Annotated in this window: 13 protein-coding genes; 8 read left to right on the top strand and 5 right to left on the bottom strand. The window is 64.5% G+C overall.

Annotated elements, in window-relative coordinates:
• Positions 1–93 precede the first annotated feature (93 nt).
• From CSQ91_RS16545 to CSQ91_RS16520, 6 genes are all read left to right on the top strand, one after another.
• Positions 94–1,086, top strand: a complete 993-nt coding sequence (locus tag CSQ91_RS16545; protein WP_373606054.1) for a TRAP transporter substrate-binding protein — start codon at positions 94–96, stop codon at positions 1,084–1,086.
• A gap of 116 nt (positions 1,087–1,202) precedes the next feature.
• On the top strand, positions 1,203–1,775 hold the full coding sequence (locus CSQ91_RS16540; protein ID WP_034780017.1) for a TRAP transporter small permease: 573 nt from the start codon (positions 1,203–1,205) through the stop codon (positions 1,773–1,775).
• The gene (locus tag CSQ91_RS16535) at positions 1,772–3,052 is read left to right on the top strand and encodes a TRAP transporter large permease (protein WP_070257459.1); all 1,281 of its coding nucleotides are present in this window, start codon (positions 1,772–1,774) and stop codon (positions 3,050–3,052) included. Before CSQ91_RS16540 ends, CSQ91_RS16535 begins: the two co-directional genes overlap by 4 nt.
• A 425-nt stretch (positions 3,053–3,477) precedes the next feature.
• Entirely contained in the window at positions 3,478–3,990 is a 513-nt protein-coding gene (locus tag CSQ91_RS16530) for a methylated-DNA--[protein]-cysteine S-methyltransferase (RefSeq protein ID WP_099388992.1), read from the top strand.
• Positions 3,987–4,904 (top strand): site-specific tyrosine recombinase XerD, encoded by a 918-nt coding sequence (xerD, locus tag CSQ91_RS16525; RefSeq protein ID WP_231958314.1) that lies wholly within the window; start codon positions 3,987–3,989, stop codon positions 4,902–4,904. The genes CSQ91_RS16530 and xerD overlap by 4 nt, the downstream gene beginning before the upstream one ends.
• An 80-nt stretch (positions 4,905–4,984) precedes the next feature.
• Entirely contained in the window at positions 4,985–5,191 is a 207-nt protein-coding gene (locus tag CSQ91_RS16520; protein WP_070257461.1) for a hypothetical protein, read from the top strand.
• A 65-nt stretch (positions 5,192–5,256) separates the two neighbouring features.
• Here the strand turns inward: CSQ91_RS16520 and CSQ91_RS16515 are convergent, their stop codons facing one another.
• From CSQ91_RS16515 to CSQ91_RS16505, 3 genes are read right to left on the bottom strand one after another with little or no spacing between them, the layout of a single operon-like run.
• A complete protein-coding gene (locus CSQ91_RS16515) occupies positions 5,257–6,534 on the bottom strand; it encodes a TolC family protein (RefSeq protein WP_099388991.1) in 1,278 nt (425 codons plus the stop codon).
• On the bottom strand, positions 6,521–9,625 hold the full coding sequence (locus tag CSQ91_RS16510) for an efflux RND transporter permease subunit (protein ID WP_099388990.1): 3,105 nt from the start codon (positions 9,623–9,625) through the stop codon (positions 6,521–6,523). The genes CSQ91_RS16515 and CSQ91_RS16510 overlap by 14 nt, the downstream gene beginning before the upstream one ends.
• Positions 9,618–10,742 (bottom strand): efflux RND transporter periplasmic adaptor subunit, encoded by a 1,125-nt coding sequence (locus tag CSQ91_RS16505; RefSeq protein ID WP_099388989.1) that lies wholly within the window; start codon positions 10,740–10,742, stop codon positions 9,618–9,620. Before CSQ91_RS16505 ends, CSQ91_RS16510 begins: the two co-directional genes overlap by 8 nt.
• A 227-nt stretch (positions 10,743–10,969) precedes the next feature.
• Here CSQ91_RS16505 and CSQ91_RS16500 point away from each other — a divergent pair, with 227 nt between their 5' ends.
• Positions 10,970–11,650 carry a response regulator transcription factor gene (locus CSQ91_RS16500; RefSeq protein WP_099388988.1) on the top strand — a complete coding sequence of 227 codons (681 nt, stop codon included), beginning with the start codon at positions 10,970–10,972 and terminating at the stop codon, positions 11,648–11,650.
• A complete protein-coding gene (locus CSQ91_RS16495; protein ID WP_099388987.1) occupies positions 11,643–13,040 on the top strand; it encodes a sensor histidine kinase in 1,398 nt (465 codons plus the stop codon). The genes CSQ91_RS16500 and CSQ91_RS16495 overlap by 8 nt, the downstream gene beginning before the upstream one ends.
• Here the strand turns inward: CSQ91_RS16495 and CSQ91_RS16490 are convergent.
• Complete coding sequence (locus CSQ91_RS16490; RefSeq protein ID WP_092607970.1) at positions 13,032–13,346, bottom strand: hypothetical protein; 315 nt, start codon at positions 13,344–13,346, stop codon at positions 13,032–13,034. The two genes, CSQ91_RS16495 and CSQ91_RS16490, sit on opposite strands and share 9 nt — an antisense overlap.
• Positions 13,343–14,062 carry an MgtC/SapB family protein gene (locus CSQ91_RS16485; protein WP_205412515.1) on the bottom strand — a complete coding sequence of 240 codons (720 nt, stop codon included), beginning with the start codon at positions 14,060–14,062 and terminating at the stop codon, positions 13,343–13,345. The genes CSQ91_RS16490 and CSQ91_RS16485 overlap by 4 nt, the downstream gene beginning before the upstream one ends.
• Between the last annotated feature and the right edge of the window lie 315 nt (positions 14,063–14,377).

Genomic DNA, 14,377 nt, shown 5'->3' with positions numbered 1-14,377 from the left:
AACCACAATAGCCGAAGCAGTTTCTTTGGCACAATATCCAAGTAGACAAATAATAAAGTTTTTCTAAAAACCATCCAGGAGACAAAAATGCAGATGAAAACCATGTTCGTCGCGCTGTGCGCGGCCATCGGCGCCACCGCCGGCGCGCACGCTTACGCGCAAGCCCCCATCGTCATCAAGTTCAGCCACGTCGTGGCGACGGACACGCCGAAAGGCCAGGCCGCCGAGCGTTTCAAGCAGCTGGCCGAGAAAGCCACGAATGGCAAGGTCAAGGTCGAACTGTACCCGAACAGCCAGTTGTACAAGGACAAGGAAGAACTCGAAGCCCTGCAGCTGGGCGCCGTACAGATGCTGGCGCCCTCGCTGGCCAAGTTCGGCCCGCTGGGCGTGAAGGAGTTCGAAGCGTTCGACCTGCCCTACATTTTCCCCACGAAGACGGCGCTGTACAACGTTACCGAAGGCGAAATCGGCAAGAGCCTGCTGAAAAAACTGGAACCCAAGGGTATCACGGGCCTGGCTTACTGGGACAATGGCTTCAAGGTGATGTCGGCCAACAAGCCGCTGCACAGCCCGGCCGACTTCAAGGGCCTGAAAATGCGCATCCAGTCGTCCAAGGTGCTCGACGCGCAGATGCGCGCGCTGGGCGCCAATCCGCAGGTGCTGGCCTTCTCGGAAGTGTATCAGGCGCTGCAGACGGGCGTGGTCGACGGCACGGAAAATCCGCCGTCGAATATGTACACGCAAAAGATGCATGAAGTGCAAAAGCACGTGACCGTGTCGAACCACGGCTACCTGGGCTATGCCGTCATCGTCAACAAGAAATTCTGGGATGGCTTGCCGCCCGATATCCGCGCCCAGCTGGAAAAAGCCATGCGCGAAGCGACCACGTTTGAAAAAGCCATCGCCCAGCGCGACAACGACCAGGCCCTCGACGCCATCAAGAAAGCGGGCAAGACGCAGATCTACACCTTGACGGTGCAGGAACAGGCCGAGTGGCGCAAGGCGCTGGCGCCCGTGCAAAAGACCATGGAAGCGCGCATCGGCAAGGACCTGATCTCGGCCATCAACAAGGAAAGCGCGAAGTAATAGCGCTGGCCGCGCCACCCGGTGCGGCTTTCAGGGGCATCCCTGTCTTTCTGCAGCAACGGCACCTGCGCGTCCTGCGCGGGTGTCAGCGTACCCGCATTCTTTGAAAGTCCACCATGAAATTTCTGGATCACCTGGAAGAGTGGCTGATCGCGACCCTGATGGGCGCGGCCACCTTCATCATCTTCGTCGCGGTCGTGCACCGCTACCTGGCAGGCTTGCCGATACCGGTCGTGCAAGACTTCCTGATTCAAATCAATACCAGCTGGGCCCAGGAACTGTGCATCTACATGTTCGTCTGGATGGCCAAGTTCGGCGCCGCGTATGGCGTACGCACGGGCATCCACGTGGGCGTCGATGTCTTGATCAACCGCATGAACCCGCGCTGGCGCGATCGTTTCATCGTCTTCGGCCTGGGTGCCGGCGCCCTGTTTACGGGTGTCGTGGGGACCCTGGGCGCCAGCTTCGTGTGGTCGATCGGCCACACGGACCAGACCTCGGCCGACATGGAAGTGCCGATGTGGCTGGTTTACCTGGCCGTGCCGCTCGGTTCCTACCTGATGTGCTTCCGCTTCCTGCAAGTGATGGTGCATTTCATCAAGACGGGCGCCTTGCCGAAACACGATCATTCGCACGTCGAGGGCCTGGAAGACGAACTGACGGCTGAAGAAAAAGGAGCCAAGGCATGAACGCGCTGATCATTTTTGTGTTGCTGCTGGCGCTGATGCTGACCGGCATGCCGATTTCCATTTCGCTGGGCCTGACGGTACTCACGTTCCTGTTTACCATGACCAGCGTGCCCATCGAATCGGTGGCCCTGAAGATTTTCACGGGCATCGAGAAATTCGAGATCATGGCCATCCCGTTCTTCATTTTGGCGGGCAACTTCCTCACGCATGGCGGAGTGGCGCGACGCATGATCAACTTCGCCAGCTCCATGGTGGGCCACTGGCATGGCGGCCTGGCGCTGGCCGGCGTGATGGCGTGCGCGCTGTTTGCGGCCGTCTCCGGCTCCAGCCCCGCCACCGTGGTGGCGATCGGCTCCATCATCCTGCCGGCCATGGTCAAGCAGGGCTACCCGCGCGGTTTCGGCGCTGGCGTCATCACCACCTCGGGCGCGCTGGGCATCCTGATTCCGCCATCGATCGTGATGGTGATGTATTCCGTCAGCACGAATACCTCGGTGGGCAAGCTGTTCATGGCAGGCGTGATTCCCGGCATGATGCTGGCCATGCTGCTGGGCCTGACCACGTGGTTCTTGGCGCGCAAGCACAATTATCCACGCATGAAAAAGGCCAGCTGGGGCGAGCGCTTCGTCACGTTCAAGAAGAGCGCCTGGGGCCTGCTGCTGATCGTCATCGTCATGGGCGGCATCTACTCGGGCGCCTTCACGCCGACGGAAGCGGCCGCCATGGCAGCCGTGTACGCCTTCATTATCGCCGTCTTCGTCTACAAGGACTTGAAGATCAAGCAAGTGGGCAAGGTCTTGCTCGACTCGGCCGCCATGTCGGCGATGCTGTTGTACATCATCACCAATGCCGTGCTGTTCTCGTTCCTGATGACCAGTGAAAATATCCCGCAAGCGATGGCCGAATGGATCACGGGCAAGGGCCTGGGCGTGATCAGCTTCCTGTTGGTGGTCAACGTGCTGTTGTTGTTGGCTGGTAACGTCATGGAACCGTCGTCGATCGTGCTGATCATGGCGCCGATTTTGTTCCCCGTCGCCATGAAGCTGGGCATCGATCCTGTGCACTTCGGCATCTTGATCGTGGTCAATATGGAAGTGGGCATGTGCCATCCACCCGTGGGCCTGAACCTGTACGTGGCGTCCGGCATTACCAAGATGGGCATTTCGGAGCTGACCGTGGCCGTGATGCCGTGGCTGCTGACGATGCTGGGCTTCCTGGTGCTGATTACCTACGTACCACAAATCTCGCTGTGGCTGCCAAATTTAATTTACAACTAAAACAGTTGTCCCCGTCATGGTGCAAAAAAAGTCGATCCGGCCGAATAAATGCGCTATGATGGGCAGCCTTAAGGGGAAACACGTATATGCATATACGCCCAGGTAGCAAGGCTGAAATACAGAATTGGCAACAAGGTTAGTGGGGGAGTGGTCTATAAAAACGGTATTGATACCGGGGATATATTGAGGAGACACACGTTTCACAGAAGTTGTTGAGTCATAGCTGTCTGCGGCCACAAGCCGGCACCGGCGGACCCAAACGACCGGGAACGTGAAGCAATATTTGAAGCGCACCGACTGGTGCGCTTTTTTTTCGTCCCCGGGAAACGTCCGCCGGCACGCCCAAAGTCGGTGCATAATTCCCGTGGCGCTGTTTCCGGCGCCGGCAGGTTGCATATATGCCACACTTGAATAATGATCAGCAGATGAAAAAACAACAGGGCAGTGAACTGTTCAGCGCCATCGTGGCCGCGCCGTTCGGCGCCATGGGCGTGCGCACGCAGGATGGCCAGGTATGCGAGCTGGTGTATCTGCCGCCGCACTTTGCGGAAAACGACGCGCAGGATGCCGTCTCCGAGCGGGCGTGCCAGCAACTGGCGCGCTATTTTATCGATCCCGATCAGGTCTTCGACTTGCCGCTGGCATGCTCGGGCAGCGCCTACCAGCAACGGGTATGGGCGGCGATCGCCGGCATCCCGCGCGGCCAGGTGCGCACCTATGGCGACGTGGCGCGCCTGATCGGCTCGGCGCCGCGCGCCGTGGGGCAGGCCTGCGGCGCCAACTGGTTTCCCGTGGTCATACCCTGTCACCGGGTCACGGCCGCTGGCGGCCTGGGCGGCTTTGCCCACCATGACGATGCGACGGGCTTCCACCTGGGCGTAAAGCGCTGGCTGCTGGCGCATGAAGGCGTGGCGGGCATGGGGTGGTCAACACGATGATGAACAGCCTGCTGGCGCCCGACAACACTACCCTGATCGATGAATTCTGCGACAGCCTGTGGCTGGAAGACGGCCTGTCGAAAAACTCGCTGGACGCCTACCGGCGCGACATGCGGCTGTTTTCGCGCTGGCTGGAAGTGGCGCGGCCCGGGCGCGAGGGCCTGTACGACGTGTCCACGGCCGATATCGAGGCGTATTTCGCCGCCCGCCACGACGAGAGCAAGGCCACGTCGTCGAACCGGCGCCTGTCCGTGCTCAAGCGTTTTTACCAGCTGGCCCTGCGGCACAAGCATATCGCGGCCGACCCGTGCCTGAAGATGGTCTCGGCCAAGCAGCCCGCGCGCTTCGTGCATACCTTGAGCGAAGCGCAGGTGGAAGCGCTATTGGCGGCGCCCGACGTCAGCACGCCGCTGGGCCTGCGCGAGCGCACGATGCTGGAACTCATGTATGCGAGCGGCTTGCGCGTGTCGGAACTGGTGGACTTGCAATCCGTTGAGCTGAGCCTGAACGATGGCGTGCTGCGCATCACGGGCAAGGGCAGCAAGACGCGGCTGGTGCCGTTCGGCGAGCAGGCGCGGCTGTGGATCGAACGCTACCTGAAGGAAGCGCGCGGCGTGATTCTCGACGGCCAGATGGACGATGCGCTGTTCGTCACGCGGCGCGGCGGCGCCATGACGCGGCAAATGTTCTGGGTCATTATCAAAAAACACGCGCTGAACGCCGGCATCACGGCGCCGCTGTCGCCGCACACCCTGCGCCACGCGTTCGCCACCCATTTGCTGAACCATGGCGCGGACTTGCGTGTTGTGCAATTGTTACTGGGACACTCCGATATTTCCACGACGCAGATTTACACGCATGTGGCCCGCGAACGGCTGAAACTGCTGCATGCGCAGCATCATCCGCGAGGCTAAACATTTGGTGTTTGGTCCAACTACGTCATAATGTGGCTTATATGCTTATCTGTAACATCTAAAAACTAAAGAGGTAGTAAATGGCCAAGACAAATTTCCAATACGAAAAACGGCAAAAAGAGCTGGAAAAGAAGAAGAAAGCCGAGGAAAAAGCCAGGCGCAAGCTGGAAGCGAAAAACAATCCGAAGCCGGCCGATGGCGGCGAGGGCGATGAGCCGGAAGCGGACGACGCCGACGTCGACGCCGATCCGGCCGCCGAAGGCGACGCTCCCGCCCAGCCCCAGTAATTCTCCGTTCCTGACGACCGGTGCGGCATGGCCGCGCCGGTATCTCCTCGTTCTCTCCTTCCCCGCTACAAGCGCGGCCGCTGGCCGATCGCCAGTTGCAGCTGCGTGCTGGCGATGGCCGCATCGGCGCGCGCCTGCACATAGCCCTGGTACGCCTCGTCGGCCGAGCGCTGCGCCGCCAGCCATTCCAGCAGCGAGGCATTGCCGCTGAAGTAGGACAAGCGCATGCCATCGACCACCTTTTGCGCATCGACCAGCACGCCGTCACGGTAGCGCGCCAGCCTGTCCTGCGCCGCCCGCAGCTGCCGCTGCGCCGTGCGCACTTGCGTTTCCGCTGTCAGTTCCGCCTGGCGCAGGGCCAGCATCGCCTGTGTCACGCCCGCTTCCGCCTGTACGATGTCGCCCTTGTCGCGCCGCGACAGGGGAATGGGGATGGCCAGCGAGATGGACAGCGCACGGGAGCGGGGAGCGCCTTCGACGGGATTGCCGCTGGCGTCGATGCCATCATGGTAGCCGCGCGCGGCGGCCAGGCCCAGCGTCACGGTCGGGTCGACGGCGCGGTTGGCGCGCACCAGCGCCGCGCCGTCGCGCAGGTTGTCCAGGGTGGCGCGGGCGATGCGCACATCGCTGCGGGCATCGAGCGCTTGCTGTACCAGCATCCTGGCATCCTGGTTTTCATACGCGGCGAAGTCGCACGTCAGCTGCGCCTCCGGAAACAGCGCATCGAACTGGCGCCCCAGCGGCGGCGACAGGGCCAGCATGGCGCTGTCCGCCTCGCTGCGCGCCTGCGCCAAGTCGGCCTGGAACTGGTCGCGTTCCACGCGCGACTGCAGCAGCTCGATGCCGCCCACGTCGCCCGCCTTGCGCCGCACGGTATTCGCCTCGACTACCTTGGACAGGGCCGCCATGGTCTGCTCCTTGCGCGCGGCCACTTCGCGCGTACGGCACGCTTCCGTGAACGCGGCGGCGGCCGTGCCATACAGCTCGCTCCTGAAACCGGCCACCGTTTCCTCGGCCAGCGCGACATTGCTGTGCGCGGCTTTCAAGCGCGCGGCGCGCTTGCCGCCCGTCTCGATGGCCATGCTGATGGCCGGGTTCCACGTGACGGGACGGTGTTCGACGCTGCGCACGCTTTCGCGCGTGGCGCCCAGGGTGAATTCGGGATCGGGACGCAGGCCGGCGATGCCGATGCCGGCCTTGGCCGAGACGATGCTTTCCTGCTGCGACTGCAGCTCCAGGCTGTGGCTTTCCACGGCGGACAAATAGGTTTCAAAGCTCAGGGGGGCGGCGATGGCGCAAGGGGCGATCAGCCAGGCCGCCAGCAGTACATTAAAACGTGTCATGGGTCTCTCCTTCGGTATCGGTCTGGCGTTTGTGTACGTGCGCCTCGATCAGGTAATACAGGGCCGGCAACAGCAGCAGGGTCAGCGCCGTCGCCGTCACCAGGCCGCCCACCACGACGGTGGCCAGCGGGCGCTGCACGTCGCTGCCCAGACCCGTGGCCAGCATGGCCGGCGTCAAACCCAGGGCGGCCACCGTGGCCGTCATCAGCACAGGGCGCATGCGGTCGCGGGCGCCTTCCAGGACAGCGTCGCGCAAACTGCGCCCTTCGTCGGCGCGCAAGCGGTTGATCTGCGCCAGCATCAGCACGGCGTTCAGGACGGCCACGCCGAACAGGGCGATGAAGCCGACGGCGCTCGACACGTTCAAGGTCATGCCGCGCAGGTGCAGCGCGGCCAGGCCACCGAGCATGGCCAGCGGCACGGCCAGCAAGACCAGCGCGGGCTGGCGCAGGTTGCGGAACTGCCCAAACAGCAGCAGGAACATGGCGCCCAGCGTCATCGGCAGGATCAGGGCCAAACGGCTTTGCGCCCGCTGCAGGTTCTCGAACTGGCCGCCCCATTCGACGCTGATGCGCTGGTGCTCGCCTGCCACGGCTTGCGCCACCAGCGGGCGCGCTTCGGCCAGGAAGCCGGCCAGGTCGCGCCCGCGGGCATTCAGGCGCACGATGATGTGGCGCCGTCCCATTTCGCGCACGATCACGCTCTCGCCCGAGGTGGTGCTGATGCTGGCCACCTGCGCCAGCGGAATCCTCGCGTCGTTGGCGGCCGTGAGCTTCAGGCTGGCGATGGCGTCGGGGCTGGAACGCGTGGCGGGCGGGAAGCGCACGGCGATGTCATAGCTTTTCTCGCCCACGTAGACCTGGCCGACGGGCGCGCCGCCGATGCCGGTGGCAATCAGGTCGGCCACGTCGGCCGCATTGATGCCGTAGCGGGCCGCCTTTGCGCGGTCCAGTTCCACCTTCAGGTTGGGCAGCGGCGGTTCCACGTCCACGGCCACGTCGGAGGCGCCGGGGACACCTTTCAATACGTGCGCCACCTTGCCGGCGATGGCGCGCACTTCATCGAGGTCGTTGCCGAAGATTTTCACCGTCAGGTCGCTGTGCGCACCCGACAATTTATCCTGCACGCCATCGATCATCGGCTGCATGAAGGCCACCGTAAAGCCGGGCATGCGCGCGAAGCGCTCATTCATTTTCGCGATCAGCTGCTGCTTGCTCATGCCCGATTTCCAGCTGGTATATGGATGCAGTCCCACGCTCGCCTCGATGTGCGACGGCGTCCAGTAATCGGTGCCGTCGTCGTTGCGTCCCGTCTGCGTGACGATGGTCGACACTTCCGGAAACTCCAGCGCGGCCCGCCGCAGTTCGCTGGCCATGTCGGATGCCTTGTCCAGGGTGATCCCGGGCGGCATCTGCACCTGCAGCCATAACGAGCCTTCATCGAGATAGGGCAGGAAATCGCGTCCGATGCTGCCGCCCAGCAGGGCCAGGCCCGCCAGCGAGGCGGCGCACACCATCGCCACCCAGCGCTTCCTGCCCACCATGCGCTCGAGGAAGCGGCCGTACGCGGCCGCCAGCTTGTCCAGCGCGCGGTTATGGAAGGTGCGGCGCGGCTTGCGCAAGGCTAGCCAGGCCAGGCCGGGGATCAGCACCAGGGCCACCACCAGCGCGCCCACCAGCGCCGCGCCCACCGCATACGCCATGGGAGAGAACAGCTTGTATTCGATGCGCTGGAAGGCGAACAGGGGCAGGTAGGCGGCGATGATGACGGCCATGCCGAACATGATGGGGCGCGCCACCTGCAGGGTGGCGTCGATGGCGTCCTGCAGGGTGAGGGGCCGCTCCTGTTCCCGCTCGCGGCGGCGCAGTATGTTTTCCAGCACCACCACGGAACCGTCGACGAGGATGCCGAAGTCGATCGCCCCCAGCGACAGCAAATTGGCGGGAATTTTAAAGTGGTGCATGAAGATGAAGGCAATCAGCAGGGCCAGCGGGATCGTCAGCGCGACGATGGCGGCAGCGCGCGGGCTGCCCAGATACAGCAGCAGTACGAGGGCGACCAGCAGCATGCCTTCGCCCAAGGTATAACTGACCGTGTGCAGGGTGGCGTCGATCAGCGAGCTGCGGTCCAGGTAGGGCACCACTTTCACATCTTTCGGCAGCAGGTTGGCATTGAGGTCGTCGACGGCCGCGTGGATGCCGGCCAGCGCCTCGGACGGGTTGAAATCCTTCAGCAGCAGGGTGATGCCTTCGATGGTGTCGGGGTTGTCGTCCTTGCCGAGGATGCCGCGTCGTTCCACGTTGCCGTAGGCGAGCTTGCCCAGGTCTTTCACCAGCACGGGCACGCCGTCCTTGCTGCTGACGACGACATTGCCCATGTCGTCGAGGGAATGCAGCAAGCCCACGCCGCGCACCACGTACGATTGCTGGCCACGGTCGATGACGCTGCCGCCGCCGCTGATATTGTTGGCGTTGATGGCGTCCTTGACCTGCGCCAGCGAGAAACCGTAGCTGTCGAGTTTTGCGGGATCGAGTTCCAGCATGAATTGCGTCGTCAGCCCGCCGAAATTGCTGACGTCGGCCACGCCGCGCACCTGCTGCAGGCGCGGGATCACCGTCCAGAACTGCAGCTCGGACAGTTCGCGCAGCGAGCGTGTGTTCGATTCCAGCGTGTAGCGGTAGATCTCGCCCGTGGGCGAGGTATAGGGATCGAGTCCCGGCTTGGCCTCGTACGGCAGGTTCACGCTGGCCAGGCGTTCCTGCAGCCGCTCGCGCGTGAAGTAGCCATCGCTGCCATCCTCGAACACCACCGTGATCAGCGACAGGGCGAACAGGCTGCGCGTGCGCAGCACGTGCATGCCCGGCGTGCCGAGCAGGGCGCGTTCCAGTGGAATGGTGATCTGCTGTTCGATTTCCTCGGCGCCCAGGCCCGGCACCTGCGTGACGATCTGCGAGGTGACGTCGGCGATGTCGGGGTAGGCTTCGATGGGCAGCTGCTTCCAGCAATAGACGCCGTAGACGGCGACAAACAGCAGTACCAGCCAGACGATGCCGCGCCGCTGGCAGCAGGTGGCGATGAAACGGTCAATCATTGAGCAGCACTCCTTCCTTGACGACGATGCGTTCGCCCGCGCGCAAGCCCGAGACGATTTCCACCTGCCCGCCATGGCTGGCGCCCACTTCCACTGTGCGCGGCGAGAACACCTGCGGGCTGCGCTCCACCATCACGCGCGTCGATGGCCCGCTTTGCAGCACGGCGGCCGCTGGCACGAGGAGGGCGCGGCGGGAAGCGCCGGCGAATCCCGCGTGGGCGAACATGCCCGGCTTGAAGGCTCCGGCGCGGTTGTCGATGGCCACGCGCACTTTCACCGTGCGCGTCTCGGGATCGAGCACGGCGCCCACATACGCGACCTTGCCCTCAAAAGCCTTGCCAGGCCAGGCGTCGACGGTGATGCTGGTCTTTTGTCCCACGGCCACCTGCGCCAGGTCCCTCTCGGCCACGTTGGCCGACAGCCACACGGTGGACAGATCGGCCACCGTCATGACGGGCGCGTTGATATCGTTCCAGTAGCCGCCCTGGGCGCCTTCCATGGCGATCACGGTGCCGGCGATCGGCGAGCGCAAGACATAGTCGCGGCGCGAACCGCGTGTACCGGCGCCGTACTGGGCCAGCTTGTCGGCGCTGGCCTGGGCATCGCTGCCGGCCTGCGCAAAAGCCGCCTGCGCCGCTTCGTACTCCTTGCGCGCGGCGATTTCCGCCTCGAACAGGGTTTTCTGGCGCTCCAGTTCCTGGCGCGCCTGCAGCAGGGCGGACTTCGCCTTGCTGTCGTCCGCGTAGGCGGCGCTCAGTTCCGCCGAATCGAGCGTGAACAGCGGGTCGCCCGCCTTCACGCTGTCGCCCAAGGCGCGCTGCAAACGCGTGATGCGTCCGGCCAGCGGCGGCGTGATTTTCACCAGTTTTTCCGGCATCGCTTCGATGCTGCCTGGTGCATCCGTCTGCGTGGCGATCTCCTGTTCCTGCACGGCGGCGACCTGCAGGCGCTGGCGCAGCGGCGACATCTTGTCGACGGCGATGCTGCCGTCGTCCAGGTGCCTCGATTGGGCGGGCGGCGTGGCTGCCGCCGTCGGTTTGGCGCAGCCGGCCAGGGCCGAACAGGCGAGAGCGAGGGCGCAGCTGGCGCCCAGGGCGTTGCGGGTGGTCGTGTTCATCCCGTATTTCCTTGTTATTGATGGTGATGGGGCATGCGTGGATGCCGTGCCCAGGCGGGCGGTCAGAAGGGGCGCGGGCAGAGATATGACAGCGCCGGAAAAGCATAGCAATGTGGTCCTGAAGAAGCGCCCAAGAATGCCTGAATCATTCTTCAGGTTCGGTGCGCGCGCGGTGGAGCGAGGTAAAATGCCAGCATGGAAAACAGGGCGCGACGCGAAAGGCTGGCATGAGAATCCTCCTGGTGGAAGACGACCGCAAGGCGGCGCGCCTGCTGGTCCGCGGCTTGCAGGAAGAAGGCTTTGTTGTCGACGTGGCGCATAGCGCCGAGGAAGGCGAGGATGAAAGCTACGCCGTCGACTACGACGCGATCGTGCTGGACTGGATGTTGCCGGGCAAGCAGGGCATCGATTTTTGCCGCGACTTGCGCGCGCGCGGCATCCAGACGCCCGTGCTGATGCTCACGGCGCGCGACGCCACGGCCGACCGGGTGGCGGGCCTGAACACGGGCGCCGACGATTACCTGACCAAGCCGTTCGAATTCGAGGAGCTGCTGGCGCGCATCCGCGCCCTGCTGCGCCGCTCCGACATCAGCCGCCCGCTGGTGCTGGCGCTGGCCGATTTGACGCTGGACCCCGTCAGCCACCAGGCGACACGGGCCGGCGCGCCGCTGGTGCTCACGCCCAAGGAATACGCGATTCTGTTGATCCTGCTGCGCCAGGCGGGCGAAGTGGTCAGCCGTGCGCGCCTGGCCGAGCAGATATGGCAGGCGGACCTGATCGGCATCGACAACCTGATCGACGTCCACGTGCGCAACCTGCGGGGGAAAGTGGATACGCCGGGCTTGCCGCCATTGATCCATACGGTGCGCGGGCGCGGCTTCCGCCTGGCGGAAAACAACGGTGGCTAGCTTTCGCAAGCGCCTGCTGCTGGTGCACCTGGCCGTCATCCTCGCCATCGTCGCCTGCACGGCGCTGGCCGGCTACTGGGGCCTGTCGCGCGCCGTGCATGGACAGCTCGATGCGGCCCTGCTGGCGCTGGCCGAGACGGAAATGGCCATGCTGCCGGCCGCGCCGCGCCAGCCCGTGCAGGTGCACGAGGTGGCGCCTGGCCTGGCGCAGCCCTCGTTGACGCGCCTGGACCGCCTGGTACAGATCATCGATGGCGAAGGCCGCGTGCTGGCGCGCAGCCGTAACCTGGAGGCGGCGCAGCTGCCGGCGCCGCCCGCCCTGCTGGCGCGCCTGGCGGCCGGCGAGACAGTCTTCGAGACCCTGCCCAAGTTTGGCGAAGAGCCGCTGCGCATGGTCTCGATTCCCGTGCCATCGTCCGGCGCAGGCCTGGCGGTGCAGGTGGCCGGTTCGCTCGACGACGCCAACCACGTGCTGGCCGCAGCCACGGTGCTGTTTGCCGCCATGGCGCTGGCCTTGCTGGCGGCCGTGGGCTTGGCCGGCGAAATGCTCACGCGCCGCGTATTGGGCGCCATCGACGATGTGGTGGACCAGGCGCATTCGATCGGCGAAGCCAGCCTGCACCAGCGCCTGCCACATCCCGGCACACAGGACGAAATCGGCCGCCTGGTCGATACCCTGAACGCCATGCTGGACCGACTGGAGCATGGCTACGATGCGCAGCGCCGCTTCACGGCCGACGCCTCGCACGAATTGCGCTCGCCCCTGTCGCGCCTGCGCACGGAAATTGAAATCACCCTGCGCCGCCCGCGCGAGTCGCCCGAGTATGTCGATGCGCTGGCGTCCTGCCTCGACGAAGTGCAGCGCCTGACGACCCTGGTGGAAGAATTGCTGATGCTCACCCGCCTGGATGTGGGCCAGGAGCGCAATGCGGTGGAAACCATCGCGCTCAATCCCCTCGTGCGGGCGGCCGCGCAGCGCCTGGAAAAGGCGGCGGCGCAGCGCGGCATCCGCATCGTCTTTGATGAAAGTGTGACCGTCCAGGCCAAAGTGGCAGCCGGCCCGGTGGACCTGGTACTGGCCAATCTGCTCGATAACGCCGTGAAGTTTTCGCCGCCAGACAGCGTCATCACGGTGCGCGTGGTGCGCGATGGCGAACAGGCGTTTGTGGGCGTGGCGGATGCGGGGCCGGGCATCGGCGTGGACGATTTGCCGCATCTGTTCGAGCGCTTTTACCGGGGCGCCCAGGCGCGTGCGGGCGAGGCACCGGGCTTCGGCCTGGGCCTGGCCCTGTCGCAGGCCATCGTGCACGCGTATGGCGGCAGCATCGAGGCGCGCAACCGCCCGGAAGGTGGCGCCCTGTTCATCATGCGCCTGCCCGCCTCAGATTGACGGTGCGACGCCTTCCCAGCGCACTTGCCGCACTTGCGGCCAGGCGCCCGCGCGGTTGACGAAGCGTACCAGCACGGCGCGCTGCACGGCCTGGCACAGCACCGTGGCGATCAGTTGCACCACCTGCCTGGCGTCGTCCCAGCTGCGCAGCATCTGCGACGGCGCCAGACCTGCGCCCTTGAGTTCGGCCAGCAGCAGGCGCACCACATGGTCGGCTTGCGCCGCGGGGCAGGTGACGGTCAGGCGGTAGGTGGCCACGACAGGCGCTTGCCTGGCAAACCAATGGAAGAACTTTTTCATCATCATACCCCCCGCTCGGCGACAAATTCCGCGTTGTTCACCAGCGCCCAGCGCACGGCCGAAACGCTGCCTTCCAGGCTCACCTGGCTGACGATCTGCTCCAGCAATCCCAGGCTGGACAAGGGCGTGAGCAGGTCGGCGCGCACTTCGATGCGCCCCGCGTGCGCGGCATCCTCGCTGTGCAGCGATTGCAGCATCAGTGCCGGCATGCCGCTGATCAAGCGCAGCATCAGCTTGCGCACCTGGACTTCCTGCTCCGCCTCGCACACGGCCGTCACGCGGTAGATGCTTTCTGTTTCGATGCCCGCTTCGCTGCCATGCGCGTTGATGCGTTGTGCCAGATGGCGCAGCACCAGATTGGCGATCAGCACGAAGCCCGTGCCGATGGCCGCTTCCAGCGCGAAGCCCAGGCCGCACAGGATACCGATGGCGGCCGAGCACCACAGGGTGGCGGCCGTGTTCAAGCCGCGCACCGTCATGCCTTCTCGCATGATGACGCCGGCGCCAAGAAAGCCGATGCCCGACACCACTTGCGCGGCGATGCGCATGTGGCCCGAGGCATCGCCTTCGAGCACGGAAACCATCACGAACAGCGAGGCGCCGACGGACACCAGCGCATTCGTGCGCAAGCCCGCCATGCGCTGGCGTAGCTGGCGTTCGGCGCCGATCATGGCGCCCAGGGTCAATGCCGCGGCAACGCGCAGCGCAAAGTCAAATACCACCATAGTTTCTCCCGGCTGGGGAGGAACAGGCGAGTGCCAGGGCGTGCGGAAACCGCCCGGTAAAGGGGGCAGCAGACGATAACGGTGGAACGATGAGGAGGGAAGTGCGACGAATGGACATCGCCGCTGGTATAACCGCACCTTGCCATGGGCAGGGCGGGCGGAATGCGCGCGTCTTGCCTAAGGCCGATCGCCGATGGTCAATCGACTACTGTCACTGGGACAAGCACCCACGAGTCACTCCATATCATTGATAACGGGGACAGTCTAGCCAGTGGGGCAGCTTTGGTCAACTGAAGCTCTCTTCAGGAAGCC

This window comes from Janthinobacterium sp. BJB301 (genome assembly GCF_002735685.1).
In the GTDB taxonomy this organism is placed as follows: domain Bacteria; phylum Pseudomonadota; class Gammaproteobacteria; order Burkholderiales; family Burkholderiaceae_D; genus Janthinobacterium; species Janthinobacterium lividum.
This window is presented reverse-complemented; position numbering and strand designations above follow the sequence as displayed.

What these genes read in the sequence shown, in the direction of transcription:
- CSQ91_RS16545 (WP_373606054.1), top strand. Translation starts at nt 94, where the DNA reads ATGAAAACCATGTTCGTCGCGCTGTGCGCGGCCATCGGCGCCACCGCC.
- CSQ91_RS16540 (WP_034780017.1), top strand. Translation starts at nt 1,203, where the DNA reads ATGAAATTTCTGGATCACCTGGAAGAGTGGCTGATCGCGACCCTGATG.
- CSQ91_RS16535 (WP_070257459.1), top strand. Translation starts at nt 1,772, where the DNA reads ATGAACGCGCTGATCATTTTTGTGTTGCTGCTGGCGCTGATGCTGACC.
- CSQ91_RS16530 (WP_099388992.1), top strand. Translation starts at nt 3,478, where the DNA reads ATGAAAAAACAACAGGGCAGTGAACTGTTCAGCGCCATCGTGGCCGCG.
- xerD (WP_231958314.1), top strand. Translation starts at nt 3,987, where the DNA reads ATGATGAACAGCCTGCTGGCGCCCGACAACACTACCCTGATCGATGAA.
- CSQ91_RS16520 (WP_070257461.1), top strand. Translation starts at nt 4,985, where the DNA reads ATGGCCAAGACAAATTTCCAATACGAAAAACGGCAAAAAGAGCTGGAA.
- CSQ91_RS16515 (WP_099388991.1), bottom strand. Translation starts at nt 6,534, where the DNA reads ATGACACGTTTTAATGTACTGCTGGCGGCCTGGCTGATCGCCCCTTGC.
- CSQ91_RS16510 (WP_099388990.1), bottom strand. Translation starts at nt 9,625, where the DNA reads ATGATTGACCGTTTCATCGCCACCTGCTGCCAGCGGCGCGGCATCGTC.
- CSQ91_RS16505 (WP_099388989.1), bottom strand. Translation starts at nt 10,742, where the DNA reads ATGAACACGACCACCCGCAACGCCCTGGGCGCCAGCTGCGCCCTCGCT.
- CSQ91_RS16500 (WP_099388988.1), top strand. Translation starts at nt 10,970, where the DNA reads ATGAGAATCCTCCTGGTGGAAGACGACCGCAAGGCGGCGCGCCTGCTG.
- CSQ91_RS16490 (WP_092607970.1), bottom strand. Translation starts at nt 13,346, where the DNA reads ATGATGATGAAAAAGTTCTTCCATTGGTTTGCCAGGCAAGCGCCTGTC.